Annotated in this window: 25 protein-coding genes; 5 read left to right on the forward strand and 20 right to left on the reverse strand. The window is 66.5% G+C overall.

Annotation, left to right across the window (positions count from 1 at the left end; genetic code table 11):
* Nucleotides 1-9: 9 nt before the first annotated feature.
* From DA1_RS10835 to DA1_RS10885, 11 genes are all read right to left on the reverse strand, one after another.
* Complete coding sequence (locus DA1_RS10835) at nt 10-969, reverse strand: Gfo/Idh/MocA family oxidoreductase (protein ID WP_012206246.1); 960 nt, start codon at nt 967-969, stop codon at nt 10-12.
* A gap of 82 nt (nt 970-1051) precedes the next feature.
* The gene (locus DA1_RS10840) at nt 1052-1921 is read right to left on the reverse strand and encodes a class III extradiol dioxygenase subunit beta (RefSeq protein ID WP_012206247.1); all 870 of its coding nucleotides are present in this window, start codon (nt 1919-1921) and stop codon (nt 1052-1054) included.
* A 1-nt stretch (nt 1922) separates the two neighbouring features.
* The gene (gene ligA, locus DA1_RS10845) at nt 1923-2378 is read right to left on the reverse strand and encodes a protocatechuate 4,5-dioxygenase subunit alpha (RefSeq protein WP_034395671.1); all 456 of its coding nucleotides are present in this window, start codon (nt 2376-2378) and stop codon (nt 1923-1925) included.
* 48 nt (nt 2379-2426) lie between these two features.
* Nucleotides 2427-3344 (reverse strand): amidohydrolase family protein, encoded by a 918-nt coding sequence (locus DA1_RS10850; protein ID WP_034395666.1) that lies wholly within the window; start codon nt 3342-3344, stop codon nt 2427-2429.
* A gap of 13 nt (nt 3345-3357) precedes the next feature.
* Nucleotides 3358-4041, reverse strand: coding sequence for a 4-carboxy-4-hydroxy-2-oxoadipate aldolase/oxaloacetate decarboxylase (gene ligK, locus DA1_RS10855; RefSeq protein WP_013801814.1), 684 nt, complete (start codon nt 4039-4041; stop codon nt 3358-3360).
* A 33-nt stretch (nt 4042-4074) separates the two neighbouring features.
* On the reverse strand, nt 4075-5103 hold the full coding sequence (locus DA1_RS10860; RefSeq protein ID WP_034395662.1) for an amidohydrolase family protein: 1029 nt from the start codon (nt 5101-5103) through the stop codon (nt 4075-4077).
* A 37-nt stretch (nt 5104-5140) separates the two neighbouring features.
* Nucleotides 5141-6523 carry an MFS transporter gene (locus DA1_RS10865; RefSeq protein WP_034395659.1) on the reverse strand — a complete coding sequence of 461 codons (1383 nt, stop codon included), beginning with the start codon at nt 6521-6523 and terminating at the stop codon, nt 5141-5143.
* 101 nt (nt 6524-6624) lie between these two features.
* Nucleotides 6625-7749, reverse strand: coding sequence for a 4-oxalomesaconate tautomerase (locus DA1_RS10870; protein ID WP_034395655.1), 1125 nt, complete (start codon nt 7747-7749; stop codon nt 6625-6627).
* Between the two features lie 180 nt (nt 7750-7929).
* Nucleotides 7930-8448: a hypothetical protein gene (locus DA1_RS10875; RefSeq protein WP_034395652.1), complete on the reverse strand. Its 519-nt coding sequence runs from the start codon at nt 8446-8448 to the stop codon at nt 7930-7932.
* A 184-nt stretch (nt 8449-8632) separates the two neighbouring features.
* A complete protein-coding gene (locus DA1_RS10880) occupies nt 8633-9643 on the reverse strand; it encodes a tripartite tricarboxylate transporter substrate binding protein (protein WP_034395650.1) in 1011 nt (336 codons plus the stop codon).
* A complete protein-coding gene (locus DA1_RS10885; RefSeq protein WP_034395647.1) occupies nt 9640-10503 on the reverse strand; it encodes an amidohydrolase family protein in 864 nt (287 codons plus the stop codon). Before DA1_RS10885 ends, DA1_RS10880 begins: the two co-directional genes overlap by 4 nt.
* A 122-nt stretch (nt 10504-10625) precedes the next feature.
* Here DA1_RS10885 and DA1_RS10890 point away from each other — a divergent pair, with 122 nt between their 5' ends.
* Both DA1_RS10890 and DA1_RS10895 read left to right on the forward strand, forming a co-directional pair.
* Complete coding sequence (locus DA1_RS10890) at nt 10626-11513, forward strand: LysR family transcriptional regulator (protein WP_034395644.1); 888 nt, start codon at nt 10626-10628, stop codon at nt 11511-11513.
* A 150-nt stretch (nt 11514-11663) separates the two neighbouring features.
* A complete protein-coding gene (locus DA1_RS10895; protein ID WP_034395641.1) occupies nt 11664-12440 on the forward strand; it encodes an SDR family oxidoreductase in 777 nt (258 codons plus the stop codon).
* 237 nt (nt 12441-12677) lie between these two features.
* Here DA1_RS10895 and DA1_RS31515 read toward each other — a convergent pair whose 3' ends face one another.
* Both DA1_RS31515 and DA1_RS31275 read right to left on the reverse strand, forming a co-directional pair.
* Nucleotides 12678-12830: a contractile injection system protein, VgrG/Pvc8 family gene (locus tag DA1_RS31515; protein ID WP_373861019.1), complete on the reverse strand. Its 153-nt coding sequence runs from the start codon at nt 12828-12830 to the stop codon at nt 12678-12680.
* Between the two features lie 74 nt (nt 12831-12904).
* Nucleotides 12905-13021, reverse strand: a complete 117-nt coding sequence (locus tag DA1_RS31275) for a phage late control D family protein (protein ID WP_230590912.1) — start codon at nt 13019-13021, stop codon at nt 12905-12907.
* A gap of 654 nt (nt 13022-13675) precedes the next feature.
* Here DA1_RS31275 and DA1_RS10900 point away from each other — a divergent pair.
* Complete coding sequence (locus tag DA1_RS10900) at nt 13676-14101, forward strand: Fur family transcriptional regulator (RefSeq protein ID WP_012206260.1); 426 nt, start codon at nt 13676-13678, stop codon at nt 14099-14101.
* A 100-nt stretch (nt 14102-14201) separates the two neighbouring features.
* Here the strand turns inward: DA1_RS10900 and DA1_RS10905 are convergent, their stop codons facing one another.
* The 6 genes from DA1_RS10905 to DA1_RS10930 all read right to left on the reverse strand — a co-directional run bounded on the left by DA1_RS10905 (nt 14202) and on the right by DA1_RS10930 (nt 21277).
* Entirely contained in the window at nt 14202-15566 is a 1365-nt protein-coding gene (locus DA1_RS10905; protein ID WP_034395638.1) for a DUF3526 domain-containing protein, read from the reverse strand.
* Nucleotides 15563-16990, reverse strand: coding sequence for an ABC transporter permease (locus tag DA1_RS10910; RefSeq protein WP_034395634.1), 1428 nt, complete (start codon nt 16988-16990; stop codon nt 15563-15565). Before DA1_RS10910 ends, DA1_RS10905 begins: the two co-directional genes overlap by 4 nt.
* Entirely contained in the window at nt 16987-17808 is an 822-nt protein-coding gene (locus DA1_RS10915) for an ABC transporter ATP-binding protein (protein ID WP_034395631.1), read from the reverse strand. The genes DA1_RS10910 and DA1_RS10915 overlap by 4 nt, the downstream gene beginning before the upstream one ends.
* An 8-nt stretch (nt 17809-17816) precedes the next feature.
* Entirely contained in the window at nt 17817-20021 is a 2205-nt protein-coding gene (locus DA1_RS10920; protein ID WP_034398813.1) for a TonB-dependent siderophore receptor, read from the reverse strand.
* Nucleotides 20022-20138: 117 nt separating this feature from the next.
* Entirely contained in the window at nt 20139-20528 is a 390-nt protein-coding gene (locus tag DA1_RS10925; RefSeq protein ID WP_034395628.1) for a DUF2946 family protein, read from the reverse strand.
* 134 nt (nt 20529-20662) lie between these two features.
* Nucleotides 20663-21277, reverse strand: coding sequence for a TetR/AcrR family transcriptional regulator (locus DA1_RS10930; protein ID WP_012206266.1), 615 nt, complete (start codon nt 21275-21277; stop codon nt 20663-20665).
* Between the two features lie 134 nt (nt 21278-21411).
* Here DA1_RS10930 and DA1_RS30335 point away from each other — a divergent pair, with 134 nt between their 5' ends.
* Together DA1_RS30335 and DA1_RS10935 are read left to right on the forward strand one after the other, a co-directional pair.
* Nucleotides 21412-21804, forward strand: a complete 393-nt coding sequence (locus DA1_RS30335; RefSeq protein ID WP_155294310.1) for a hypothetical protein — start codon at nt 21412-21414, stop codon at nt 21802-21804.
* Nucleotides 21805-22045: 241 nt separating this feature from the next.
* Entirely contained in the window at nt 22046-22324 is a 279-nt protein-coding gene (locus tag DA1_RS10935) for an H-NS histone family protein (RefSeq protein ID WP_012206267.1), read from the forward strand.
* 54 nt (nt 22325-22378) lie between these two features.
* Here the strand turns inward: DA1_RS10935 and DA1_RS10940 are convergent, their stop codons facing one another.
* The gene (locus DA1_RS10940; protein ID WP_012206268.1) at nt 22379-22783 is read right to left on the reverse strand and encodes a RidA family protein; all 405 of its coding nucleotides are present in this window, start codon (nt 22781-22783) and stop codon (nt 22379-22381) included.
* Nucleotide 22784 lies beyond the last annotated feature (1 nt).

A 22784-nucleotide genomic window follows, 5' to 3' on the forward strand; every position in this document is an offset into this window, starting at 1 on the left:
CCGGGCGGGTCAGGCCTGCAGTTGCTGCTCGAGGTCGTGCAGGACCTGATAGCAGGGCAGCACCTGGGCCACGCTGGAATTGGGCTCGCGGCCTTCGCGGATGGCGGCGAAGAACTCGCGGTCCTGCAGCTCGATGCCGTTCATGGACACATCGACCTTGGAAACGTCGATCTTCTCCTCCTTGCCGTTGACCAGATCGTCATAGCGCGCGATGTAGGTACCGGTGTCGCCGATGTAGCGAAAGAAGGTGCCCAGCGGGCCGTCGTTGTTGAACGACAGGCTCAGCGTGCAGATGGCGCCATTGGCGGCCTTGAGCTGGATGCTCATGTCCATGGCAATGCCCAGTTCCGGGTGGATGGGGCCTTGCACGGCATTGGCCTTCACGATGGGGCTGCCGGCCTGGTAGGCGAACAGGTCCACGGTGTGGGCGGCGTGGTGCCACAGCAGGTGATCGGTCCAGCTGCGGGCCTGGCCCAGCGCATTCATGTTGGTGCGGCGGAAGAAGTAGGTCTGCACATCCATCTGCTGGATGTTGAACTCGCCGGCCGCGATCTTCTTGTGCACCCACTGGTGGCTGGGGTTGAAGCGGCGCGTGTGGCCGCACATGGCCACCAGGCCGGTCTGCTTTTGCAGATCGGCCACGGCCTGCGCGTCCTTGAGGCTGTCGGCCAGCGGGATCTCCACCTGCACATGCTTGCCGGCCTTCAGGCATTCGATGGCCTGGGCTGCATGCATCTGCGTGGGCGTGCACAGGATCACGGCGTCCACCTCGGGCAGGGCCAGGCTGTCGGCCAGTTCGGTGGTCACATGCTTGATGCCGTACTTGTCGGCCACTTCCTGGGTCTTGGCCAGCTCGCGGCCCACCAGGGAGACGACTTCAACGCCGTCGATGTTCTTGATGCCGTCCAGGTGCTTGATGCCGAAGGCACCGGCGCCCGCCAGGGCGACTTTGATGGTCTTGTTGCTCATATGAGTCTCCGTAGAGCCGCCTCAAGGAGGCGAAGGCCCCCTCGGGGGGCAGTGAATACACGCAGTGAGGAACGTGGGGGCCTCAGCCGTTCTCCAGGATGAGATGTCCCACGGCCGTATTGGACGCAGGCACATGGTAGAAGCGGTGGTTGACCTTGGGCAGCGGCGCGGGGCCATCCACATCGGCCATGGCACCGCGCGCGATCAGCCACATCACGAGCTCGATGCCTTCGGAGCCGGCCTCGCGCACGTAGTCGATATGCGGCATCTTGGCCAAACCGGCAGGGTTCTCGATCAGCAGGTCCAGGAAGCGGTTGTCCCACTCCTTGTTGATCAGGCCGGCACGCGCGCCCTGCAGCTGGTGGCTCATGCCGCCCGTGCCCCAGATCTGCACGTTCAGGTCTTCGTCGAAGCTTTCCACGGCGCGGCGGATGGCACGGCCCAGATTGAAGCAGCGCTGGCCCGACGGCACGGGGTACTGCACCACGTTGACGGCAAACGGAATCACCGGGCAGGGCCAGGCGCCTGTACGCGCGTCCTGCTCGCCGCACATCAGCGACAGCGGTACGGTCAGGCCGTGGTCCACGTCCATCTTGTTGACGATGGTGAGGTCGAAGTCCTGCTGGATCACCGACTGCGCGATGTGGCTGGCCAGCTCCGGATGGCCGACGACCTTGGGCACGGGGCGCGGGCCCCAGCCTTCGTCGGCGGGCTGGTATTCAGCCGCCGTGCCGATGGCAAACGTCGGGATGAAGTCCAGGCTGAACGCGGTCGCGTGGTCGTTGTAGACCAGGAAGATCACGTCGGGCTTGTTGTCCTTGAGCCATTGGCGCGAGTGCTCGAAGCCCTTGAACAAAGGCTGCCAATAGGGCTCGTCTGCCTTGCCCAGGTCCATGGCCGCGCCGATGGCGGGCACATGCGAGGTGTAGACGGATGCGGTGATGCGCGCCATGTCAGTTGCCTTCCTTGTTCTTGTTCGCTGCGCCGGCCAGGCCTTGCGGCTGGCGGTGGGCCTGGGCATCGCCCTCCTCGCCCACGCGGCGGTTGCCTTCGGCCGAACGGCCTCCGCCCACCATCATGTTGCGGTATTCCTCTTCGGACATGCCGGTCATGGAGCCTGCCATCTGCTGGAAGCTCTTGCCGTCCGTGGCGCCGATCTTGGCCAGGAAGTAGATGTTGCCGCCCGTGCGCATGCACCAGTTGAGGTCGCGGGCCAGCACGGCCTGCTTCTGTTCCTCGCTCATGGCCCATTCGTCCAGGTAGGCACGCTCGTCGGCCTTGAAGCGCTCGCGGTTCTCGGCCTTCATCAGCGACATGCAGAACTGGTTGAGCCAGTAGCCTTTGCGGGACTGCTCGGCATCAAAAATGATGGTGCCGGGCACGTCCAGATAGGGTTTGTCCAATGCCATGGATATCTCCTTGAATATGTCCGGCACCCAGGCCGGACATGGTCGCCTTCAGGCCTCTTCGGGCCAGTAAAGGCGCATGGGGTTGTCCACCAGCAGCTTGCGCTGCAGTTCGGCCGTGGGGGCGATGTGCGGGATGAAATCGACCAGCAGGCCGTCATCGGGCATGTGGTCCTTGAGGTTGGGGTGGGGCCAGTCGGTTCCCCACAGCACGCGGTCGGGGAATTCCTCGACCACGCGGCGGGCGAAGGGCACCACGTCACGGTAGGCATTTTGCTCGCCGTCCAGCGCCTTGGGGCCGGTGACGGACAGGCGCTCGGGGCAGCTGACCTTGCTCCAGACGTTCTGGTGCTCGCGCATGAACTTGAGGAACAGCTCGAACTCGGGGCCGTCCACGGGCTTGTTCACATCGGGGCGGCCCATGTGGTCCACGACCACGGTGGTGGGCAGGCTGGTGAAGAAGTCCCACAGCTCGGGCAGGTCCACGGCCTCGAAGTAGATGACCACATGCCAGCCCAGCTTGGCGATGCGGCCCGCGATCTCCATCAGCTCGTCCTTGGGCGTGAAGTCCACCAGGCGCTTGACGAAGTTGAAGCGCACGCCGCGCACGCCGGCGGCGTGCAGCTCCTGCAGCTCCTCGTCGGTCACGCTGCGGCGCACCGTGGCCACGCCGCGCGCCTTGCCGTTGGCGGCCTTGCAGGCATCGACCATGGCGCGGTTGTCGGCGCCGTGGCAGGTGGCCTGCACGATGACGTTGCGCGCAAAGCCCAGGTGGTCGCGCAGCGCGAACAGCTGCTGCTTGCTGGCGTCGCAGGGTGTGTACTTGCGCTCGGGCGCGAAGGGGAATTCATCGCCGGGGCCGAAGACGTGGCAGTGGGCATCGACAGCGCCTGCGGGCACCTGGAACTTCGGCTTGGAGGGGCCGGCGTACCAGTCCAGCCAGCCGGGGGTCTTCTCGAAATTGCTCATGCGCTTCTCCTCCTCAATCGATATAGCGCAAGCCGGCCTTTTCCAGGGGCTCGCGCATCTTGTACATGTCCAGGCCCAGCACGCCGGAAGCCAGCTTGGCGCGCTTCTCGCCCTCGAAGCTTTCGCGCTTTTGCGCGGCTTCCAGCGTGGCGGCGGCCTTGGCGGCGGGCACGCAGACCACGCCGTCATCATCGGCCACGATCACGTCGCCGGGCGTGACCCACATGCCTGCGCAGACCACCGGGATGTTGACCGAGCCCAGCGTGGCCTTGATCGTGCCCTTGGAGGAGATGGCGCGGCTCCACACGGGGAAGTTCATCTCCTGCAGCGTCTTCACGTCGCGCACGCCGGCGTCGATGATCAGCGCCCGTGCGCCGCGCGCCTGAAAGCTCGTGGCCAGCAGGTCGCCGAAGTAGCCGTCCGTGCATTCCGAGGTCACGGCCGCGACCACGATGTCGCCGGGCTGGATCTGCTCTGCGGCCACATGCATCATCCAGTTGTCGCCGGGCTGCAGCAGCACGGTGACGGCCGTTCCCGAGACCTGCTGGCCCGCATAGATGGGACGCATATAGGGCTTGAGCAGGCCCACGCGGCCCATGGCCTCGTGGACGGTGGCCGAGCCCAGGGCGGCCAGGCCATCGGCGGCCGCGCGGTCGGCGCGCTGGATGTTGCGGTAAACCACACCGAGTTCGTACATGGTGTTCTCCTTGGATCTGTGGTGGCGGCCTGCTTACAGGCCCTTTTGCTTGAGGGCGGCGTCCATGCGCGGGAACACGCGGCGCGCATTGCCTTCGTAGACCTGGTAGCGCTCCTCTTCGGTGAGGTTGGCCGTGGCCTCGATGTAGCGCTTGGTGTCGTCGTAGTAGTGGCCCGTGGTCGGGTCGATGCCGCGCACGGCACCGATCATCTCACTGGCGAACAGGATGTTCTTGACGGGGATCACCTTGGTCAACAGGTCGATGCCGGGCTGGTGGTAGACGCAGGTGTCGAAGAAGATGTTGTTGAGCAGGTGCTCGTCCAGCAGCGGCTTCTTGAGCTCCTGCGCCAGGCCGCGGAAACGGCCCCAGTGGTAGGGCACGGCGCCGCCGCCATGGGGGATCAGGAACTTGAGCGTGGGGAAGTCCTTGAACAGGTCGCTGGTCAGGCACTGCATGAAGGCCGTGGTGTCGGCATTCAGGTAGTGGGCGCCCGTGGTGTGGAAGCACGCGTTGCAGCTGGTGGAGACATGGACCATCGCGGGGATGTCGTACTCCACCATCTTTTCGTAGATGGGATACCAGGAGCGGTCCGACAGCGGGGGCGAGGTCCAGTGGCCGCCTGAAGGATCGGGGTTCAGGTTGATGCCCACGTTGCCGTACTGCTCCACGCACTTGACCAGTTCGGGAATGCAGGTGGCAGGGTCCACGCCCGGCGACTGCGGCAGCATGGCGGCCGGGATGAAATGCTCGGGGAACAGCTCGCTGACGCGGAAGCACAGCTCGTTGCAGATGGCGGCCCAGGTGCTCGATGTCTGGAAGTCGCCGATGTGGTGGGCCATGAAGCTGGCGCGCGGGCTGAAGATGGTGAGATCGGAGCCGCGCTGCTTCATCAGCTTGAGCTGGTTGGTCTCGATGGTCTCGCGGATCTCGTCGTCGCTGATCTTCAGGTCGCTGGCCCTGGGGGCCTTGGACGGGTCCTTGAGGCCTGCGATCTGCAGGTCGCGCCAGGCGCCCAGGGCCGCGGGCGCGGTGGTGTAGTGGCCGTGTACGTCGATGATCATCGGATGGTCTCCTGCGTCTTTATGGGGTGGGAATGTGTCAGTGGAGGGGAGTGGCAGGCGCCGCGCCGCCTTGCGGCTCGGGACTGCTGTACTGCTTGATGATGAGGGCGGCCATGGCGATCACGCCAGGAATGGCCACCACGGCAAAGATCTCGCTGAAACCCAGCTGGCGCGCCGACAGCTCGGCCACCAGGAAGGAGCCCGCAATGCCGCCGAAGCGGCCAATGCCCAGCATCCAGGCCACGCCCGTGGCACGGCCCCGCGTGGGGTAGTAGGCAGCGGCCAGCGCCGGCATGGACGATTGCGCGGTGTTCATGATGGTGCCGGCCAGGAAGACGGCCACCACCAGCCAGCCCAGGTGGCCGGCCGTCTGGCCTATCCACCAGATGGAGGCCGCCGTCAGCGCATAGCCGATGGCGATGATGCGGTTGGCATTGAAGCGGTCCATGAGCCAGCCGAACAGCACGGCGCCCACGCCGCCCAGCGGGAACAGCGCGGCCACCAGGGTGCCGGTCTTGGGGTCCAGGCCCGCTTCCTTGAACAGCACGGGCATCCAGTTCATCAGCGCATAGAAGATGACCAGTCCCATGAAGTAGGCGATCCACAGCATGATCGAGCCCACCCGGTACTCGCGCGACAGCACCACGCCCATGCCGCTGCTGGCCTGGGATTCGGGCTGGGGCTTGGACTCGGTCATCACGAAGCGCTGCACGCCCTGCACGGCATCACCGGCAATGCGCGCCAGCACCTTGCGGATGCGTTCGGCCGGGTAGTTGTTGGCCACCATGTGGCGCACCGACTCGGGCAGCAGCACGACCAGGGCCACCAGCAGCAGCAGCGGCGCGGCACCGCCCAGGATGAGCACGCTGCGCCAGCCGAAATGGGGGATCATCCAGGCCGCCAGGAAACCGCCGAAGGCCGCGCCCAGCGGAAAGCCGCAGAACATGGCGTTGGTCAGCGTGGCGCGGCGCGAATCAGGGCAGTACTCACTCATCAGCGTGACGGCATTGGGCATGGCGGCGCCCAGGCCCAGGCCGGTGACGAAGCGCAGCACGGCCAGCGTCCAGATGTCGGGCGAAAAGCCCGAGGCCAGGCAGGACACGGCAAACACCGCCACCGAACCCACCAGCACGGTCTTGCGGCCCAGCCGGTCGGCCAGCGGACCAGAGAACAGGGCGCCTGCGGCCAGGCCGAACAGCGCCGCGCTGAGCACGGGCGCCAGCGCAGGCTTGCTCACGCCCCACTCGCCGATCAGCGAGGGCGCGATGTAGCCGATGGCCGCCGTGTCAAAGCCATCGAGCAGGACGATCAGGAAACACAGCGCAAAAATCACCCACTGGAATCCCGAGAACGGGTGCTCGTTGAGCAGGGTCTGCACATTGACGCCGGTTGCTGCGGCGTCCTTCTGGACGGATGTCATGACTTGTCTCTTCCACTGTCTCTCAGCCTGGCGGATACCGCATCTGCGCGCGCGGCCCGCCCCTTGTACCGCAGGGGCCGGCAAGCCCCTGCGCTGTTTCTTCAGTCCTGCCTGCGGCCGTCCCAGACCGAGCGCGGCACCATCACCTCGCCGCGCATCAGCAGGCGCGCCGTGCGCAGCAAGGCGGCCTTGGTCACCACCTCGGGATGGGCCGGGTCGCTGTCCAGCGTCACGCTGAATTCGCCCGTGGGATGCTCCACCGACACCGTGAGCGGGCCCGCGCCCTGCGTGAGCTGCGCCACGCCGTCGCACACGGTGCCCGGCATCTTCACGGCCGTGCCGACGGTGACGGCTGCCAGCACGCCGATGGCGTCATGGCAGACGTGGGGGATGAAGCTGCGCGTGGTCAGCGCGCCGCCATGCTGGGGCGGCGCGATCAGCGTCATCTTGGGGTAGTTCTTGGCCGAGACATCGCCCAGGCCCATGGTCCGGGAGATCTGCAGGCGCAGCGCCTCGATGCGGCGCTTGAGATCGGTGTCGGCGTTGAGCTCGGCCACGGTCTCCAGGCCGGTGGCGCCCACGTCGGCGGCCTTGAAGATCACCAGCGGCATGCCGTTGTCTATGCAGGTGACGTCAAGCGTGAAGTCTTCGAAACCCTCGCCCGTCACCGTGACCGTGTCCCGGGGCTTGCCCGTGGGCAGCAGGCCCGAGCAGACCGAGCCGGCCGTGTCCAGAAAGCTGATTTCGATGGGTGCCGAGCTGCCCGGCGCGCCGTCGATGCGGGCCGAGCCTTCGTACTCCACCTGGCCGCCGGGCGTCTGCACGGTGATGTCGGCCGCCATGCCGGTGTTCAGCGTCAGCACGCGGAAGGTGCTGGTCTCGCCGCGCGATGAGACCATGCCGGTCTCCAGCGCAAAGGGAACTACGCCGGCCAGCATGTTGCCGCAGTTGGGCGTGGTGTCCACCGTGTCCTTGTCGGGCTGCAGCTGGGCGAAGAGGAATTCGAGGTCGATGCCTTCCTTGTCGGAGAGGCTGACGATGCCGACCTTGCTGGTCAGCGGATGCGCGCCACCCACGCCGTCGATCTGCCGCTTGTCGGGCGAGCCCATGGCCGCAAGCAGCACGCGGTCGCGCGTGGGCAGGTCGGAGGGAAGATCGGTGGCCCGGAAGAAGGGGCCCTTGGAAGTACCGCCCCGCATCAGCAGGCAGGGAATGGCCGTTTGCATGGCTGTCTCTATCAGTATGGGTATGACAGCTATTGTGAGCATGGCGCGGGCCAGGCACCACTGAGCAAGCCCGCTAGCAGCTATAGCAAACCGGCATAGCTCAGTGCCAGGCTTGCGCTGCGGGTTGCGGCGCCCGTGCGCCGCAACTGCTTGATACAACTTATTTTTGTGCGGTGCCGCTCAATCGCGGCCATGACCCCGGCCGCGATCATGGCCATGCCCGGGGCCACGGTGGTCATCACCACGCCCGCCATGGCGATCGTGGCGGTCGTCACGGTCCCAGCGGCGGTCATCGCGGCGGTGTTCCCATTCGCGGTGGCGGCGCTCCTCGCGCCAGCGCGGATCGGGACGCGGCGGCCCGGCATGCCAGTGCGGCGGCGGGTTGCGCAGGAAGTACACCGGGCGGCCACAGGCGCCGTAGCGGGCACAGTGCTTGCCCCAGTGCTTGGCGTGGCCCGGGGGCACCCACATGTAGACAGGCGGCGGGGCCATGGGGGCCGGCGCAATGATCACGGGGCGCTGGTACAGCAGCGCTGGCGGCGGCGCGTTGCCGATGTCCACGGTGCCGTAGACGCCCGGTGCCAGCTGGCCCGAGACCGAGCCGCTGATATAGGTCTGCGCCTGGGCCGCAAGGGCCGAGCAGGCCAGCGCAAAGGCGGCCGCGGCGCGCAAGGTGGTTCGCAAGGTGAGCAGGGCCATGTTCTTTTGAAGTGGGTGAAACAGGAAAGGCCCCGTTTCTACCAAGCGCGCGGGGCCGCGTGGGCCGCTGCGCCTGAAAAGGTGTAAGAACCCGTTCAAGCCAGCGCCCGTTCCTGTTCAACGCGCCAGGGCTGCCTGCGGTGCACAACAGACCGCAATGGTCCGCTTTCTGGCCTGCACGCGCTCAGTCCAGCTTGAGCCGGGAATCCTTCACCACCTTCTGCCACTTGGCGATCTCGGCGCGGCGGAAGGTCTCCAGTTCGGCCGGCGTGGAGCCTATGGGCTCGGCGCCTATGCCAGCGAGCCGCTCCACGATGGCGGGTTCGCGCAGCACCTTGGCCAGCACCGTGGACAGCCGGTTCACGATGGCCTGCGGCGTGCCGGCCGGCGCAAAGATGGCGTTCCATTCATAGGTCTCGTAGCCGGGCACGCCCGACTCGGCGATGGTCGGCAGCTCGGGCGCGGCCTTGGAGCGCTCCAGCCCGCCCACGGCCACCGCGCGCAGCTTGCCGGTCTTCACGTGCTGCCAGGCCGAGCCCATGCTGGCAAACATCAGCGGCACCTGGCCCGACATCACATCCATCATGGCCGGGCCGCCGCCCTTGTAGGCCACATGGTGCAGCTGCGTCCTGGCCAGCAGGTTGAACAGCTCGCCCGCCAGGTGCTGGGCCGAGCCCGGGCCTGCGGACGCAAAGTACAGATGCCCGCCCCCTTCGGAGCGGCCGGCCTGGATCAGGTCCTGCACGCTCTTGATGGGGGACGACGGCGCTACCACCAGCACATTGGGCACGCGCAGCAGCAGCGAGACCGGCGCGAAGGCCTTGAGCGTGTCGAACTGCATGCGCGCGTGGATGGCGGGGTTTTGCGCGTGGTTGGAGGCATCGAGCATCAGCGTGTAACCGTCGGGCTGGGCCTTGGCCACCTGGGCACCGCCGATCATGCCGCCTGCCCCGCCCCGGTTCTCGATCACCACGGGCTGGCCCAGCTCGGCAGACAGCCTGGGGCCGATCAGGCGCGCCACCACATCGACGGTGCCGCCCGGCGGATAGGTCACGACCAGGGTGACGGGGCGCTCGGGGTAGTTGGCCGCTGCAGCCGCTGTAGCCGCTGCGGCCGGCGCGGCCATGCCGGCAACGGCCGAAAGCAGGCCTGCGGCCGCCCACAGGCTGGCGGTGCGTCTGGACGGGGAATTCATGGTGTGTCTCCTTGGTTTGGCATGTCGTTTTGGAATCGGAACAGCTCGAAGGCGGTGCGGCCCAGCACGGCCTGCAGGGGGCCGGCATCGTCCAGCCAGTCCTGCAGCCAGCGCACGGCCGCCGGATAGCTGGCCTGGCCGGCGTGCTGCGTGTGCGGCCAGTCGCTGCCCCAGAGCAACCGCCCGGCCGTGAAGGCCTGCAGCAATTGCGCGGTGGCCTGCCGGCCCGAGGCGGCGCAGTCGGCGGCCCGCCAGGTGCGGTAGGGCGCGGACAGCTTGACCCACACACGGCCGCTGTCGGCCTGCTGCAGCAGATAGCCAAAGCCCGGGTCGCGCACGCCCAGGGCCGGGTCAGGACGCCCGAAGTGGTCAACCACCACGCGGCAGCCGGCCGCCAGCAAGGCGGGCAGCAGGTCCTGCAAGCGCCCGGCCTGCAGGTGCAGCTCCACATGCCAGCCCAGGGTGTTGGCCTGCTCCAGCACGCGGCGCCAGCCGGGCGCATTCAGATCGGGCAAAGGCAGGCCGATCAGGTTCAGGCGCATGCCCACCACGCCGGCATCGGCCAGGGCCTGCAGTTGTTCATCGCCCGTGCTCTCATCCACCACGGCCACGCCGCGCAGGCGCTGCGGCTGGGCGCGCAGCGCCTGGAGCAGGTAGCTGTTGTCCGTGCCCAGAAAGCTGGGCTGCACCAGCACGCCATGGGCCAGGCCGTGCGTGTCCAGGTGGTGCAGATAGGTGCCCAGGGGCGCGTCCTCATCGGGCGCATAGCGGCGCGCATCCGGCATGGGCAGGCCACGCTCGAAGACATGGGCGTGGGTATCGACGCTGGACGCAATGGCGAACCGGGGCACGGCAGACACGGGAAGAACTCCTTGTGGGTTGCGCCACGCAAGGCGCGGCGCTGGGGGCATGGGGCCGGATTCTAGGAACGGGGGGTATATATTTCCATTCTTCAAAATGGATTTATTCATACCGGATCAATATGGAAACCCGGCATCTGCGCTACTTTCTCGCGGTGGTGGACCAGGGCAGCGTCAGCCGCGCAGCTGACTGGCTGGGCATTGCACAGCCGGCCCTGAGCCAGACCCTGGCCCGCATGGAAAAAGACCTGGGCGTGCAGCTGTTCCAGCGCTCACGCCAGGGCGCCCTGCCCACCCCGGCCGCCCTGGCCATGCTGGACGACGTGCGCACCAGCGTGGCCCGCATAGATGCCGCCGCCAGCCGCGCGCGCGAGATCGCCAGGGGCAGTGCGGGCCAGTTGACCGTGGGCCTGGTGTCCTCGGCGCTTTTCGGCACCCTGCCCCGCGCCCTGCGCGCGTTGCGGCAGCAGGCGCCCGGCGTGCGCGTCATCCTGCGCGAGATGAGCAATGCCGAGCAGGCCGAGGCCCTGCAGACCGGCGCCATCGACATCGGCCTCATGCACACACCCGTGGCCGTGGGCGGCCGCATGCGCGAGCGCCAGCTGCTGCGCGAGCGCCTGGTGGCCGCCGTGCCCGATGAATTCCAGATCGGCGAGGACGGCCAGGTCAGCCTGGCCCAGATCGCCGAGGCCGGGCTGGTGATGTACCCGCAAGCGCAATTGCCCGTGCTGCATGCCGGCATCCTCGACGCGCTGCGCAAGGCCGGGCACGAGGCCCATGTGGCGCAGGAAGCCAACCGCACCCTCACCGTGCTGGCTTGCGTGGCCGGCGGCTGCGGCGTGGCCCTGCTGCCCAGCTGGATACGCTCCATGGACTTTCGCGGCGTGCGCTTTTGCGAGGTGCGTGACGGCCAGGCCCTGCCCAGCCTGGACCTCAGCGCCATCTGGCCCGCACGCTCCACGCCCACGCTGGCCGACCTGTTCGCGCACCTGGATCTGGGCAAAGACTGAGCTCTCACTAGCCCGCTGCGACCATGTGCAGCGCGGCACGGCCCGGCACCACCGAGCGCGGCCCGGCGCCCGTGCAAGAAGCGGGATGCGCGTCCGCCTGCGCCACACTACAAACCGCTTTCCCTCATTCACGGAAAGATAAGGTGCGAGATGCAGCCATCGCCACAGCAACTCCACGGAAAAGTCGCCCTCATCACGGGCGCCAGCTCAGGCATAGGACGCGAAGCCGCCAGGCTGTTTGCCCGCCACGGCGCCAGGCTGGTCCTCACGGCCCGCCGCCAGGCGCAACTGCAGACGCTGGTGGCGGAGATCGAGCACAACGGCGGCCAGGCCATCGCGCTGGCCGGCGACGTGCGGGACGAGCCGCTGGCACAGGCGCTGGTCGAGACCGCCACGGCGCGCTTTGGTGGCCTGGACATCGCCTTCAACAATGCCGGCATGACCGGCGATCCCTGCGCCCTCCCCGATCTCTCGCTGCAGGCCTGGCAGGACGCCATCGCCACCAACCTCACCAGTGCCTTTCTGGGCGCCAAGCACCAGATACCGGCCCTGCTGGCACGCGGCGGCGGCTCGCTGATCTTCACGTCCACCTTCGTGGGCCATACGGCGGGCCTGCCCGGCATGGGCGCCTATGCCGCCAGCAAGGCCGGCCTCGTCGGCCTCACCCAGGTCATTGCCGCCGAATACGGCCCCCGCGGCCTGCGCGCCAACGCCCTGCTGCCCGGGGGCACCGACACTCCCATGGGCCGCGCCAGCACCCCCACGCCCGAGGCGCGCGCCTTCGTCGAAAACCTGCACGCGCTCAAGCGCCTCGCCACGCCTGCAGAAATCGCGGCGGCGGCGCTGTTTCTGGCGTCGGACGCATCCAGCTTCATCACGGGGACGGCCATGGTGGTCGATGGTGGCGTGTCCATCAACCGAACTTGAACGAGACCCCTGGCCGGCATGCCCAGGCCAGGGGCCGCAGCGCCTAGACCGCATCTGTCCCATGCGGCTTACCGGTACGTCCTGGCCATGCCTGCCCGTGCAACTTCAGGGCCGTCGCTGCAATGGCGGCCCGGCTTGATTTCCTGCTTGCCGGGCGTGGATGTTTTGCGGATCGCCTGCGCCGGCCTTTTCAGGGGGATAGAAAGGAATGGATTCATCCCCGGGCAATGCGCAGTGCTAGGCATGCTCGAAGAAGAAGTAGATGCCTTCGTGCTGCATCCATCGCGGGACAAGGTCGCAATCGCTTTCGTTGAATTGAACGCAGCAGTCCCCGCTGCGCGATAGCCGCAGGTGAGTTTCTTTCGCAGCGGATGGCCATAGACGCCCAATACCTGCTCGATGATGTCGGGCACGGTCTGGTTCTGGAAGATGCGAAAGTCGCTCCTGCGCGTGGCCAGCCACAATCAGGGGCTCAGGCGGGCCTTGCAGGCGTAACCGCGGTGGTTCTGGCCCTGCATGCCCAGGCGGGTGACGATGCCGTCGATGTAGCGCATTGCGCCGCCCTGGATTTGTATTTCCATGGTGGTGCTTTACCCAATAGGGCCTTGGCGAAGATGCTTTCGCTGAGCATTTCCCAATCGAGGCCGAAAGGCCGGCTGATCTTTTTCCGCCCGCGCAATTCGAGAAAATGCACTTCATCGCCCAATCGCCTGTGGATCGCGACTCGGCATGTCATTGCGCAAACCATCCTGGGTGGCAGTTCCGAGGCAGCCTCCTTTCCCCTTTCAAGGAAACGGATCATGGACAAACGAAGCGCATTGAGGCAATCTACCCGTATTGGCAATACACTGTCCATGTAAGTAATTGCATCTCACCTTGGGCCAGCACCGCCTCCAGCAGCCCTTAAGGTAAGCACCACACACACCCTCATTCCAAGCACTCTTCAATCAATAGATCAATTACATCCCATTACAGCATTGTTGACGGCTATGGCATTTAACCAGCGCATAAGGTCCATCGAATGCTCACCACATATACTCGCGAAAACTGGCAGGAATGGAGCGTCTGGTGTCTGTCAAATGGAATTTCTTCTCCTTGGGGCAGAGATCCATTGCACACACTGCATTTCCATGCTTGCGGGACCCGCAGGTAAACACAGTGTAAATTTCAGCTGTGAGCGCTCGTGAGCACTGATTAATCGCGTCGAGATTGTTATAGTAAATAACGGAACCACCATGACTAGACACACTCAGCCCATCGTGGAGCGCTTGTTCAGGCCTATGGAACGCTCGACCCGTCAACGCAGCTCGATACGCACGGTCATGGAAGAGGCTGGACGCCCCTTGCTTCCGGCCGAGATCCTCGGCGCCGCGCAGCGCGAGGTGCCAGCCATCGGGCTGGCCACGGTGTACCGCAACATCAAGCAGCTGATGGAAGCGGGCGAAGTGCAGGCCGTGGACCTGCCCGGCGAGGCCACGCGCTACGAACTCAGCGGCCGCGCCCACCACCACCATTTCCGCTGCATGAGCTGCAACCGCGTGTTCAACGTGCCCGGCTGTCCGGGCGACATGCAGCGCATCGCCCCCGAAGGCTTTGTGGTGGAGCGCCATGAGATGACGCTGTACGGCGTCTGCAGCGACTGCCACCAGAACGTGCAATAACAGGGAGCCGCCCGCCTCAGGCTCAGCCTCGGGCCCACGGATCAAGAAGATGACAGCCAGCCTGAACCATGGCTGTTTCCTTTTTCACCCGCCCTTTGCCTCAGCGCCTGCCCGGCCGCACGCGGCCTGCGGCAACACCGCCGGCCAGCAAGGCCAGCGCAGCCACCACCCACAGCATTGCCGTCTGCCCCCAGGCCTGCCGCGCAGGCCGTGGGTTGGCCGTGAAGACGGGCTGGGCTGCAAAATCCTGCGCACCGAATGTGCGGTCCTCAAACAGGTAGGGATAGAGGAAGGCGCGCAGGCGTGCGTGAAAGGCGGCGATGTCGTCCTGATAGGCCAGTTGCGCCAGCAGGTCGGTGCCGGCCTGGCGGTGCAATGCGGCCTGCACGCCCACGCCGGGCAGCAGCCAGCCCAGGCGCCCGGTCCAGGCCTGGCGTGCCTGCAGGCCTGCGCGGTAGGCGGCGAACTGGGATGCGACACTTTCATCGCCGAGCTGCTGGAAGGCGTAGTACCACTTCCAGTGAAAGCCTGCAGGCAGCGGCGCGGTGTCGCGCCATTCGGGGTGGTTGCGGAAAAAGCGCTCCATGGTCTGCTCGCGCGGCAGGTCCCAGGCGCCATGCACGGTCTGGCGCTGGGCCAGCATCAGCTCCACGCCTTGGCTCACGGGGATGGCGCGCGAGAGTGCGGCATTGGCCAGCGTGGGCAGCACCAGGGTCAGCACGGCCCAGCAGCCCATGAGGGCCATGGCATTGGCGACCGAGCTGCCGCCCAGCGCGGCAACCACCAGGCACAGGCCACTCCAGAAAACCACATAGGCGGTGGCAGACAGCAGCACCGTGGCAAGGGCGCCCGCCGCTGCCCAGCCGGCCAGTGCGCCTGCCAGGGCAGGCAGCGCCACGCAGGCCAGCACCAGCACGGAACGCAGTCCCGCGCGGCGCAGCCACAGCCGCCGCCCGGTGCCAGGCATGGCCTGCAGCATGCCCAGGCGACCCGATTCGCGCTCGCCCGAGACCAGGTCGTAGAGCAGCGCGATCAGGAACAGCGGCACCAGGTAGACCAGCACAAAGGCGAAGTCGAAGCGGCCCGCCAGCGCCAGCTCCGGGTTGAAGCTTTCGCCTTCATGCAGCTGTGCCTGCAGCGCCAGGGCGCGCACGCGCAGCACATAGGGCGCGGCATCGCGCAGGCCCAGGGCAAGAAAGGCCGTGGACGATGGCGCATCCCAGGTGGCGTGAAAGCCGTAATAGGCCACCGAGCCTGCGTCGCCGGACTGCGCATGCCGGCTTGCCTGGGCCGCCATGTCCTGCTGCTGCAGTTGCGCAAGGCGGTCCAGGGTCAGGCGTTGCGAGGCGATCTCGCGCAGGCCAGACAGCACGGCCAGCGTGGACAGCAGCAACAGCAAGGCCAGGGCGCACAGCGCCAGGCGCGAGCGCGTCAGAAGACGCCATTCATGCAGGAGCCAGCTCATCGCGCCACCCTCCCCAGCCGTTGCGTGGCCAGCAGCAAGGCCACCGTCAGTACAGCCAGCCATGCCAGCAGCACATAGGCGGCAGGCGCCGCGCGGCGCAGGGCCGCCAGCGGTGGATCGGGCTCGTGGTGGAAATCGGAGACGCCGCGCCAGTGCTCGTGGCCGATGCGGTTGTCGCGGCTCGATCGGTCGCCCGCATAGCTGAGCTTGTCCACCTGCAGGCGGTTGAGGGCCTGCACCATGCGGTAGCGATGCTGCTCGGCCTGCTCCAGAAAGCGCCGGTAGCCTTGCAGGTCGGTCCCGGCCACGGCCATGGACAGGCGGCGCAGCGCGATCACGGGGCTGATCAGGGCAAATGCGTCAGCCCGGCGCAGTTGCTCGGCCTGCAGATCGAAGCTGGCCTCGGCATGTCGCCTGAAGAGTTCACTCGTCAGCCGCTCGCCTTCCATGCCGACCAGGCCCTTGTAGTTGATGGGCAGATCCTCGACGCGCGAGACACCGTACTGCGCCAGCACCCTGGCGCGGAAAGCGGCGAAATAGGGATCGTCGGGATTGTGGCTGTCGCCCAGCGCCGCCAGCTCGCGCGCGGTGGCGATGTCGGTCTCGAAGCGCGTGGGCAGCGCCAGGGCAGATCCCACCAGCTCAGGCACCAGACGGGGCAGCAGCACCACGGCGACGGCCCAGGCCGCCAGCAGGGCCAGCAAGGCATCGCGCCCGCGCCGCATGAAGGCCGAGACAGCGACGATGCCCACCGCCCAAAGCATCAGCCACAGCACATGGCCTGCCGCCAGCGTGGCCACCAGGCTGATGGGCACCGGCGTGGCCACGGCCATCCAGGCCAGGGCCAGCAGGGCCGGCAGCAGCACCAGGGCCGCCACGCCCGCCAGCGCCAGCAGCTTGCCGGCCACGAACTGCCGCGTGCCCACGCCCTGGGCCAGCAGCACGCGCAGGGTGCCGGCCTCGCGCTCGCGTGCAATGCAGGCATGGCCCATGAAGATCAGCAGCAGCGGCGCCAGCACCTGCAGCACAAAGGCCGGCGTGAGCTGGCCGAACCGCAGCAGCAGCGAGGACTGGCGCACATCGCCGAAGTTGGCGCTGTTCTGGCGGTGGCCCTCCAGAAACAGCGTATGGCCGGTGTAGGCGTCGATGCCCGCATCGAAGGCCGCCAGCGGATTGAGCGGGCGGAACACGAAGTGGCCGTAATGCACCATGCGGTGCGGATGGCGGTCGGGCTGGGCTTCGAACTCGCTGTCCACCTGGGACTGGTGGCGCTCGCGCTGGGCCTGGGCCGCGCTGCGCTGGTCCCAGGCGGTGAAGGCGGCAGCGGCGCTGAGCAGCAGCCACAGCGCCATCCCCAGCACGGCCACGCGGTCGCGCAGCAGCAGGCGCCATTCCTCGCGCGCAATGGTCCAGGCCGCGCTCATGCCGCCGCTCCCTGCGTGTCGGCTTCAATGTGCGTGTCCGTGCCCGTGCCCGTGTGCGTGCCCGTGCCCACCCCTGCATAGTGGCGGTGCAGTGCGCGCACATCGAAGCGCTCCTCGCCGCTGGCCGCCACTTCCTCGACCAGGCGCCCGCCTGCGATGAAGCCCATGCGGTCGGCCACGTCGGCGGCCCCCAGCAGGTCGTGCGTGACCATGAGAATGGCCACGCCCTGCCCGCGCAACTGCATGAGCAGCCGGCTGAACTCGGCCGTGGCCTGCGGGTCCAGGCCCGAGGTGGGTTCGTCCAGCAGCAGTGCCGGCACCCTGCGCGCCAGCGCCAGCGCAATCGCCACTTTCTGGCGCATGCCCTTGGAAAAGCCGGAGACTCGCCGGTCGTGCGCGGCAGCGTCCAGCCCTGCGGCAGACAGCGCCTGGCCGATGGCACCAGCCGTGCCCGGCTGGCCCGCCAGCTCCAGCAGGTAGGCCACGTTCTCGCGCGCACTCAGGTGCTCGTACAGCGCCACGTTCTCGGGGATATAGGCGATCAGGGCACGCGCCTGCGCAGGCGCCGTCACCGGGTCCACGCCCTGCACGCGCACCTGTCCGCTGCGCGGCCGCACAAAGCCCAGCAGCAGGCTCAGCGTGGTGGTCTTGCCCGCGCCGTTGGCGCCCAGCAGCGCATAGATCTCGCCCGCATGCACGGCCAGGTCCAGACCCTGGAGGATGGTGCGCTCGCCATAGTCCACCACGGCGCCCAGCGCTTGGAGCACGGGCGTGGAGGCAGAAGTGGGGTTGGAAGAAACAGGAAGGGATGAATGCATGGCGGGGCTCAGAACTTTGCTTGAAGGCCTACGGTGACGGTGCGGGCCGTGCCCGGCGTCACCCACAGCCGGCTGTACGAGCTGGTGTAGTAGGTCTTGTCAAAGAGGTTGTCCACGTCCAGCGTCAGGCGCAGCGTGGGGCTGATGCGCCAGTAGGCAACCAGCTTGGCCGTGGTGTAGCTGGGCAACTCGAAGGCGGCCTTGCCGGCATTGGCCTCGGCCTGCGTGCGGGCCTGGCCCAGGCGCTTGCCCATGTGGGTGATGCCGCCGCCGATGCCATAGCGCTGGCCGTTGGAGAAGGCGTTTTCATAGACGGCCAGCACGCTGCCGTTGACCTTGGGCACGTTGAGCAGGCGCCCGCCCACCTCCAGCGTGTTGTCGCGCGAGATCTCCACATCGTTGAGCACCAGGCTCGCATTCAGGCGCCAGCGCTGCGTGACCTGGCCGGCGAAGTCGAACTCCAGGCCCCGGCTGCGGATCTCGCCGGCCGAGACCGAGTAGCCGGCGTTGCCCGGGTCGGCCGTCAGCACATTGCGCTTGCGGATGTCGAACAGCGCAGCCGTGGCACCCATGCGCTGGTCGGCGCTTTCCCACTTGGCGCCCAGCTCCATCGAACGGCCGGATTCTGGGCTGAAGCCCGCACCGGCCACATCGATGCCCACGTTGGGCCGGAACGAGCGGCCCGCGTTGGCATAGAAGGTCCATTGCGGCACCGGCAGCCAGCTCAGGCCCAGGCGCGGAGAGGTCGAGGTCGGGTCCTGCTGCGTGGTCGCCCCCGTGCGGCGGTTGTGCAGCGACTGGTCGTAGCGGTCCATGCGCAGGCCGGCCACCACACGCCATTGGGGCGAGAGCTTGATGGCGTCCTGCAGGTAGAACGCCGTGTTGCGCTGCCGCTCGAAGGTGTCGGTATTGGCCGTGGGCACGGGGCGCGCACCGCCGTAGATGGGGTTGTAGATGTTGATGGCGTAGGGATTGGCCGCCGTCGGGTTGGCGCGCAGCATCAGCGTGTCCATCTCGAAGCGAAAGCTCTCCAGGCCCAGCAGCAGTTCGTGCTCGATGGCGCCCGTGCGCACCGTGCCCTGCAGTTCCGCCTGCACGGCGATGTCGTCGGACTGGTAGTCGCGAAAGCGCCGCTGGCGCGTGAGGTCGCCATTGGCCAGCAGCGCGTGCGGCTCGGTGGAAAAGCCGTTGATCGAGGTCTCGCGATAGGACAGGCCCAGGCGGCTGCGCCACTGCGCGTTCCACTCATGCGAGAGGATGAACTGGTGGGTGCGGTTTTCCACCGTCACATCGCCGTCGCCCGGCTCGCCCAGGAAGCGGCTGCGCGAGATGGCGCCCAGCCGGTCGCCCAAGGCCACCACGCCGCGGTCCAGCGGCGTCTTGTGGCGCAGCAGCTCGCCCGAGTACTCCAGCACCGTATCGCGCCCCAGCTTCCAGGTGAAGGCCGGTGCGATCACCTGACGGCTGGCGCCTACGAAGTCACGGAAGCTGTCGCGGTCCTCCACGGCGATGTTGAGCCGGTAGGCAAAGTTCTCGCCCACCGGTCCCGTGGTGTCCAGCGCGCCACGCCGCAGGCCGTAGCTGCCTGCATAGGCTTCCACGGAATGCGAAGGCGTCCACAGTGGGCGCTTGGAGACCACGTTCAGCGTGCCGCCCGGCTCGCTGCTGCCGTAGAGCGCAGCGGCCGTGCCCTTGAGGAACTCGATGCGCTCCACGCCGGCCAGGTCACGTGGCGCATTGAAGCCGCGCCCCGAGGAAAAACCGTTGAACAGGGTGGCCATGCCCACGTTCTGGTCGCCGGGCAGACCGCGGATGACGATGTTGTCCCACAGCCCGCCAAAGTTGTTCTGGCGCGAGACGCCGCCCACGTAGTCCAGCACGTCGTCAAGCTTGGTGGCGCCCAGGTCGTCCATGGCCTGGCGCGTGATCACGCGCACCGACTGCGGCAGCTCGCGCAGCGGCAGGTCGGTCTTGGCACCGGCCGCCTCGTCGGTGTGATAGGCGCCCGAGGCCGTTCGGCCCACGACTTCCACGGCAGGCAGCAGCGCCTGCTCCTGCGCGGAAGCGGAAGCGGCGGCAGCGGGGCCGGGGCCGGAGGACGGATCCTGACCTTGGGCCAGCGCAGGCGTGGACAGGAAGGCGGCAGCGCTCAGGGCAAGCGGCAGCGGGCGAAGGCGGGGAAGCGGCTTCGCGGGGAAGAAGAAGGCAGTCATGGTGAAAACGGGCACAGGCGCATGCCGCCGGCATCCACAGCCGGCGCGCGCAAACACGGACATGCCGCCAGCACCAACGGGTGCTGGCGGCAGAGAAGGAGAAAAGTGCTTGCGGGTTCAGCGCGGCGGGTCGCGCGATGCAAAGGCCCAGCGGTTCTGCGAGGGGATGGCGCCGCCCACGGTGCGCGGCGGCACCCTCTCAGGCGGCGCGGCCACGGCCAGCGGCAGGCCGAAGTGCGGCAGCCAGGCCGCCGCATGCGGTGCATGGCCCATGCACCATACGCAGACGGCTTCGGCGGCTTCGACGACTTCAGCCTTTTCGCCAGCCTGGCCGCGTTGGCCGGCCTGGCCGGTCAGCGCATCATCTTCGCAGCCGTTGAGGCCTGCAAAAGCCTGGGCAGGCCCGGCCACCGCCTGCCGGATATGCGTTGCGCCGTGCAGGGGCATGCCAATGGCCGTGTTGAAAAACACGGCCAGCAATAGCAGACGCAAAACAAGCAGACGCATGAGACGGCGATCTTACTATTGACAGTTAAATATCATTAACAACCCGCCGCCATTTTCTGCACAGGGCCGGGACAGCAGCGCGGGAATATGCCACCGGCATGTGACAGGCCGATTGGCGATTTTCAGCCTTGCGCCTATTTATCTGCCGGTCCCACGCCCCGGAAGAACATGTCGCAGATCTGGTCCGCCACCTTCTCCAGCGAGCCCTTGCGGGGGTTGAACCAGGACTGTATGGAGTTGATGCTGCCCAGGATCATGATGCGCGCCAAGTGGATGTCGGCGTCGGCCCGCAGGCGGCCTTCGGCGCGCAGGTCTTCGAGCAGGCCGCTCCAGAATTTCTGGTGGCGCTCGCGGCGCTTGATCTGGCGCTCGCGCACCTTGTCGGGCAGCTGGCCCAGCAGCCGGCCGTGGGCCAGGGCGAAGTCGCCATGCTTTACCAGCCCCGCCATCTGGCCCAGCACGGCTGCGCGAAAGCGCTGCTCGGCCGTGGCGTCGGCGCCCAGCGCGGCAAGGCGCTCCTGCTGCTGGCTGATGATGCGGTTACCGCCCTGCTCCATGACCTCGTCCACCAGTTCCTCCTTGGAGGCGAAGTGGTAGTAGATGCTGGCGGCCTCGATCCCGGACTGCTCGGCAATGTTGCGCATGGTGGTGGCAGAGTAGCCCTGCTCACCGAAGGTGCGGGCGGCCAGCTTGAGAAGGGTCTCGCGGGTCTCGTTGCCGTCGTGGGCGCTGGTCTGCCTTCTTGCCATGTCTGCCAGGTGGTGGATCGTTGTAGTGCGGCGATCCTAACAGGCTGTTGGTAGCGCGCCAATCAAGCGTTCGGTGCCTGCCGCCCGCCGACTGCCGCATGGCCGGGCCGCGAAATCCGTTTCAAGAATCACCCTTGAAACAACTGCAGGCTGCAATGGCTCCGGCAATCGGGAAGCCGATGCGCTTGTCCTGTATCGACAGAAGGTGCCGCCATTCACCATTCGAAAAATCGGTCTTTAACAATAAAAAAAACCTATCCTGCAAATCGATTATTCAAATGAAACCACAGGCATCAATCAATGCATTGAATAACTCGATCAAATCACATGTAATATATTTTATAAATCGATTTTATGATTTGATTGATAAAATGCAAATGTTGATTGTTTTCCATACCCAAGGCGGAACTTTCGCGGCCAACGTTGCGCACTCCCCTGAAAAAGCCATGACAGCACGTCGTCTCCAGAGGAGGAAGCACCAACCACAGTGCTCTGCAAATGTAACAACGGCACAACAGCTTTTGTAAAGTGCCGGTTATCCAGATTGCCCTGGATATAATGCGGATCGCCTTGGAATATGCCCAGGCATGAGAAGAAGCGCCCTACCCTCCATAGAGCGCCAACATCATCAGTATTTGTACTTACGGTGAGTTCTTCATCCCCACTGCACATGCACCAGAATTGACCATTCTGCAAAGAGTCCTGGGTCCAGGCTCTTGCTGCGCAGTTTTCACACAAATAGCCGCACTTAGAAATTCTTCCATCAAGATGACTACATACCAAGAGCTGATTGCCCAGAAAAAATTGCTCGACCAGCAAATCGACGACGCCCGCAAGCTGGAGTCCAAAGCGGCCCTGGCATCGGTGCAGGAGCTGGTCCGTGAGTTCGGCTTCACAGCACAACAGGTCTTCCCCTGGAAGCCCGATGGCAAAAAGAGCGCTCCCGCCAAATACCAGGACCCCGAGTCCGGCAAGACCTGGACCGGCCGCGGCAAGCCGCCGAACTGGATCCTGGGCAAGGACCGCACCCTGTTCGAAATCAAGTGAGTCCCTGCCGCGCATGTGCCCGCCCGCTCGGCGGCGCACATGCGCGGATGAGCGTCATGCAGGCACCACCGCCGTGACCTCGATCTCCACCTTGGCCCGGTCTTCCACCAGATCCGCCACCTCCACCGCCGTCATGGCCGGGAAATGCCGCCCGATCAGTTCGCGGTAGTGCTTTCCAATGGCTGGATAGGCAGCCACGTATTCCTGCTTGTCGGTCACATACCAGGTCATGCGCACGATGTGCTCGGGCCTGGCGCCGCCTTCGGCGAGGATGGCGACGATATTGGCCAGCGCCTGCCGCACCTGTTCCGCAAAGTCGTCCGACTCGAATTGCTGCTGGCCGTTCCAGCCAATCTGGCCGCCGACGAACACCAGCCGGGAGCCGACCGTCATCTCGGTCAGGATGCCATTGGCATAGCCTCGGGGCGCCAGCCAGTCCGGGGGTTGCAGAGTCTTCATT

The sequence above is a fragment of the Delftia acidovorans NBRC 14950 genome (genome assembly GCF_001598795.1).
In the GTDB taxonomy this organism is placed as follows: domain Bacteria; phylum Pseudomonadota; class Gammaproteobacteria; order Burkholderiales; family Burkholderiaceae_C; genus Comamonas; species Comamonas acidovorans.

Coding starts and splice junctions, on each gene's coding strand:
- DA1_RS10850 (WP_034395666.1), bottom strand. CDS start 3,344: ATGAGCAATTTCGAGAAGACCCCCGGCTGGCTGGACTGGTACGCCGGC.
- DA1_RS10840 (WP_012206247.1), bottom strand. CDS start 1,921: ATGGCGCGCATCACCGCATCCGTCTACACCTCGCATGTGCCCGCCATC.
- DA1_RS10880 (WP_034395650.1), bottom strand. CDS start 9,643: ATGAATTCCCCGTCCAGACGCACCGCCAGCCTGTGGGCGGCCGCAGGC.
- DA1_RS10865 (WP_034395659.1), bottom strand. CDS start 6,523: ATGACATCCGTCCAGAAGGACGCCGCAGCAACCGGCGTCAATGTGCAG.
- DA1_RS10860 (WP_034395662.1), bottom strand. CDS start 5,103: ATGATCATCGACGTACACGGCCACTACACCACCGCGCCCGCGGCCCTG.
- DA1_RS10835 (WP_012206246.1), bottom strand. CDS start 969: ATGAGCAACAAGACCATCAAAGTCGCCCTGGCGGGCGCCGGTGCCTTC.
- DA1_RS10870 (WP_034395655.1), bottom strand. CDS start 7,749: ATGCAAACGGCCATTCCCTGCCTGCTGATGCGGGGCGGTACTTCCAAG.
- DA1_RS10930 (WP_012206266.1), bottom strand. CDS start 21,277: ATGGCAAGAAGGCAGACCAGCGCCCACGACGGCAACGAGACCCGCGAG.
- DA1_RS10935 (WP_012206267.1), top strand. CDS start 22,046: ATGACTACATACCAAGAGCTGATTGCCCAGAAAAAATTGCTCGACCAG.
- DA1_RS10900 (WP_012206260.1), top strand. CDS start 13,676: ATGACTAGACACACTCAGCCCATCGTGGAGCGCTTGTTCAGGCCTATG.
- DA1_RS10940 (WP_012206268.1), bottom strand. CDS start 22,783: ATGAAGACTCTGCAACCCCCGGACTGGCTGGCGCCCCGAGGCTATGCC.
- DA1_RS10915 (WP_034395631.1), bottom strand. CDS start 17,808: ATGCATTCATCCCTTCCTGTTTCTTCCAACCCCACTTCTGCCTCCACG.
- ligA (WP_034395671.1), bottom strand. CDS start 2,378: ATGGCATTGGACAAACCCTATCTGGACGTGCCCGGCACCATCATTTTT.
- ligK (WP_013801814.1), bottom strand. CDS start 4,041: ATGTACGAACTCGGTGTGGTTTACCGCAACATCCAGCGCGCCGACCGC.
- DA1_RS31275 (WP_230590912.1), bottom strand. CDS start 13,021: ATGGAAATACAAATCCAGGGCGGCGCAATGCGCTACATCGACGGCATC.
- DA1_RS10910 (WP_034395634.1), bottom strand. CDS start 16,990: ATGAGCGCGGCCTGGACCATTGCGCGCGAGGAATGGCGCCTGCTGCTG.
- DA1_RS10920 (WP_034398813.1), bottom strand. CDS start 20,021: ATGACTGCCTTCTTCTTCCCCGCGAAGCCGCTTCCCCGCCTTCGCCCG.
- DA1_RS10895 (WP_034395641.1), top strand. CDS start 11,664: ATGCAGCCATCGCCACAGCAACTCCACGGAAAAGTCGCCCTCATCACG.
- DA1_RS10925 (WP_034395628.1), bottom strand. CDS start 20,528: ATGCGTCTGCTTGTTTTGCGTCTGCTATTGCTGGCCGTGTTTTTCAAC.
- DA1_RS10905 (WP_034395638.1), bottom strand. CDS start 15,566: ATGAGCTGGCTCCTGCATGAATGGCGTCTTCTGACGCGCTCGCGCCTG.
- DA1_RS10875 (WP_034395652.1), bottom strand. CDS start 8,448: ATGGCCCTGCTCACCTTGCGAACCACCTTGCGCGCCGCGGCCGCCTTT.
- DA1_RS10890 (WP_034395644.1), top strand. CDS start 10,626: ATGGAAACCCGGCATCTGCGCTACTTTCTCGCGGTGGTGGACCAGGGC.